This is a genomic window from Skermanella sp. (assembly GCF_059503625.1).
Map to the genome: position 1 here is coordinate 1 of NZ_JCACHA010000191.1, position 3,421 is coordinate 3,421.

Consider the following 3,421-nt stretch of genomic DNA (forward strand, 5'->3'; position numbering starts at 1 on the left):
CGGGCCAGCTGGTCTCGCCACTGCGGTCTATGCGGCCTCGGAAGGGCTCTCGGTCCTGGTGCTCGACTGCCGGAGCTTTGGCGGCCAAGCCGGGGCCTCGGCGCGGATCGAGAACTATCTCGGCTTCCCAACTGGCATCTCCGGCATGGCCCTGATGGCCCGTGCCTACACCCAGGCCCAGAAGTTCGGGGCCGAGATGGCGATGCCGGACGAGGCCGTCGGCCTTGAGAGCGAGAGAGCGCCCGAATCCGGTCCTTACGTGGTGAGCCTGCTCAACAATGAGCGGATCCGCGCCCGCTCGGTGGTGATTGCCACCGGAGCCCGGTACCGGCGGCTCGAGGTCCCGGGCCTGGAGCGGTTCGAAGGCTCGTGCGTTCACTACTGGGCGTCGCCTCTTGAGGGGAAGCTCTGTGCCGGGCAGGAGGTTGCCCTGGTGGGCGCCGGCAACTCCGCGGGGCAGGCGGCGGTCTACCTAGCCAGTCAGGCGGCGAAGGTGCGGCTGCTCATCCGGGGCGGGATCTTCGGTCAAGCATGTCGGGCTATCTGGTGGAGCGGATCCAAGGTCTTGCCAATGTGGAGATCATCACGCAAGCCCAGGTTACCGGCCTTGAGGGGCAGCCCGGGCGGCTGGAGGCGGTGCGATGGCGCCTGTCCTCGGGCGAGGAGGTTCGCCAGCCGATGCGCCACCTGTTCCTTTTCATCGGCGCCTCGCCCAACACACAGTGGCTGGATCCGGCCGCAGTTGCGCTGGACGCGAAAGGCTTCGTTCTGACCGGGACCGAAGTGGCTCCGGGTCGGCGGCTTCTGGAGACGAGCCTCAACGGCGTTTTTGCCATCGGGGACGTCCGCTCCGGCTCCGTGAAACGCGTGGCTGCGGCGGTGGGCCAGGGGGCGCAGGTGGTGGCCCAACTTCACTCGCTTTTGACGAAAGCTTCTATACCGCCACCATTAGATCGGAAACTTGTGAGGGGATAAGGGCTGCATCCTGGGGTGGCGTTCTCAGAGCCGGGGATGCCACCGTGCTCGGCGCGATCAAACACAAGCCGCTGGCGAGCATGGGGCTATGCTCTTCGGCCTTGCTTGATCTTCCCTGCGAACGCTGACGTGGCGGATCCCAGGTCAAGACGGAGGATCGGTCAACACCGGTGGAAGAGCAGGATCAGTTATGCGGCACCTTTCTCCCATTCAGCGTAATTGCCCCGGCACTTGAGCAGACTGCGATAACCCAAGCGCTCCAGCCGCCAGAACGCGTTTCAACGGGCGACGAACTCACTGATCGCCGTCCTGACGTTGGCGGCGGTGTGGAAGATAAGACCCAAACTGCTTGCTCATTGTGGGTCCGGAAGAACGGGAATGTCTCGGTTCTTGTTGCAGATCTGAGTTGGGCAATACGGCTTTTGCTGAACTTGGATTGCAGGAACACTCTCATCCGCACATACGTCCGCGCGACGGCTGGAAGATCGGTCTGAATGACGAGGATCAATCCGCGAAGATTGCTATCCGTGGATTGAGTGTCAGATAGGTTCCTTCTGTCGCTTCAGATCTGCGCCGAGCCGCCATCCACGAACAACTCGATGCCGTTGACGAAGCTGCTGTCATCAGAAGCTAGGAAGAGGGCTGCTGCGGCTGTCTCGTCGGGGTTGCCAAGGCGCCCGAGCGGCGTCGTAGCCTCGACAAATGTGATCATCTCCGCGTTGCCCTTCTCAGATGGGGCAAGAGCATGCCATCCCGGCGTCGAAGTGGCGCCGGGCGCCAGCACGTTTACCCGAATGCCCGTGCCCTTCAGGTCCAAGATCCAGTTGCGGGCGAAGCTGCGAATGGCCGCCTTGCTCGACCCATAGACGCTGAAGGCCGGAGTACCGGTGCTACCAGCGGTGGAGCCGGTTAGGATGATCGAGCCACCCGCCTGCATCAGCGGCAGCGCCTTCTGTACCGTGAACAGAGTGCCTTTGACGTTGATGGCAAAAGTCTTGTCGAACAACGCTTCAGTGATCTGGCCGAGCGGTGCGAACTCGCCGCCACCCGCATTTGCGAACAGTACGTCGATGCTTCCTACCTGCTCCTTGATAATCCCGAAGAGACGATCGAGATCCTCGAGGTTGGAGACATCGCTGCGAACGGCCGTGACGCGGCTGCCGATCTCTTGCACGGCGGCGTCCAGCTCTGGCTGGCGCCGCCCGGTGATGAACACGTACGCACCCTCGGCGACGAAGCGTTTCGCCGTCGCCAGGCCGATGCCACTATTGCCGCCGGTGACGACAGCGGTTTTTCCCTCAAGCTTGCCCATAGCATGCACCTTATCCGCATGAGTGAGGTTACCGGGGCCAAGCCCCAGCTAATTTAGAGGCTGCTGGCTGGAGATTAACGCCCCATGCCTGCAGTCCTACGCGGCGTTGCTGCGGCGCGGCAGCTTCCAGTCGGGGCGAACAAAGTGGCAAGTGTACCCGCTGGGATAGCGCTGGAGATAGTCCTGATGCTCCGGCTCCGCTTCCCAGAAGTCTCCCACCGGTGCGAGTTCCGTGACGACCTTGCCCGGCCACAGGCCCGAGGCATCAACATCGGCGATGGTGTCCTCAGCAACCTGACGCTGCTCGTCCGAGGTGTAGAAGATCGCTGAACGGTAGCTCACGCCGCCGTCATTCCCCTGCCGGTTCTTCGTGGTGGGATCGTGAAGCTGAAAGAAAAACTCCAGCAGATCGCGGAAGCTTGTCTTCTCCGGCTCGAAGATGACCTCGATTGCCTCGGCGTGCATGCCGTGGTTCCGGTAGGTTGCGTTCGGCACGTCTCCGCCGGAGTACCCGACTCGCGTGGAGATGACGCCGGGAAAACGGCGCAGGAGATCCTGCATGCCCCAAAAACAACCCCCCGCCAGGACGGCTCGCTCAGTCACACCGGTCATAGACTTTCTCCTTTCTCTGCAAAGAGCTTACGAAACTCTCCGTAGCCTTCGCTCGCCACCTCATCGCGGTGGATGAAACGTAGCGAGGCCGAGTTGATGCAGTAGCGCAATCCACCTGCCTCGTGAGGCCCATCCGGAAACACGTGTCCCAGATGGCTATCGCCGTGGGTCGAACGTACTTCGGTCCGGACCATGCTGTGGCTCGCATCGCGGTAATCGACGATATTGCCGGTATCAATCGGCTTGACGAAGCTGGGCCAGCCGCTGCTGCTGTCGAACTTGTCGAACGAGGTGAAAAGAGGTTCGCCCGACACCACGTCAACATAGAGCGCGGGTTCGTCGTTGTCCCAGTACACATTGTCGAAGGGCTGCTCAGCCCCGCCTTGTTGTGTCACCCGGTACTGCTCCGGAGTGAGACGGGACAGGAACTCAGGGTTCTTGTGATAGTCTTTCATCGGCGGTTTTCCCTCCCTAGTGACTGAAGATGCCAAGATCATCGGACTCGCGATCGGAGAATCTCAG

3 protein-coding genes and 1 pseudogene are annotated in these 3,421 nt (G+C 61.8%); 1 reads left to right on the forward strand and 3 read right to left on the reverse strand.

What is annotated here, in order from left to right; all coding sequences use genetic code 11:
- The first annotated feature begins 58 nt into the window (after positions 1–58).
- Positions 59–975: pseudogene (locus tag AC5JJ6_RS04930) on the forward strand (NAD(P)/FAD-dependent oxidoreductase).
- Between the two features lie 562 nt (positions 976–1,537).
- Here the strand turns inward: AC5JJ6_RS04930 and AC5JJ6_RS04935 are convergent.
- The 3 genes from AC5JJ6_RS04935 to msrB form a co-directional block, all read right to left on the reverse strand.
- Positions 1,538–2,287 carry an SDR family NAD(P)-dependent oxidoreductase gene (locus tag AC5JJ6_RS04935; protein ID WP_496040975.1) on the reverse strand — a complete coding sequence of 250 codons (750 nt, stop codon included), beginning with the start codon at positions 2,285–2,287 and terminating at the stop codon, positions 1,538–1,540.
- A gap of 96 nt (positions 2,288–2,383) precedes the next feature.
- Positions 2,384–2,899: a peptide-methionine (S)-S-oxide reductase MsrA gene (gene msrA / locus AC5JJ6_RS04940; RefSeq protein WP_496040976.1), complete on the reverse strand. Its 516-nt coding sequence runs from the start codon at positions 2,897–2,899 to the stop codon at positions 2,384–2,386.
- Entirely contained in the window at positions 2,896–3,354 is a 459-nt protein-coding gene (msrB, locus tag AC5JJ6_RS04945; RefSeq protein WP_496040977.1) for a peptide-methionine (R)-S-oxide reductase MsrB, read from the reverse strand. The genes msrA and msrB overlap by 4 nt, the downstream gene beginning before the upstream one ends.
- Positions 3,355–3,421: the final 67 nt, after the last annotated feature.

Coding starts and splice junctions, on each gene's coding strand:
- AC5JJ6_RS04935 (WP_496040975.1), bottom strand. CDS start 2,287: ATGGGCAAGCTTGAGGGAAAAACCGCTGTCGTCACCGGCGGCAATAGT.
- msrA (WP_496040976.1), bottom strand. CDS start 2,899: ATGACCGGTGTGACTGAGCGAGCCGTCCTGGCGGGGGGTTGTTTTTGG.
- msrB (WP_496040977.1), bottom strand. CDS start 3,354: ATGAAAGACTATCACAAGAACCCTGAGTTCCTGTCCCGTCTCACTCCG.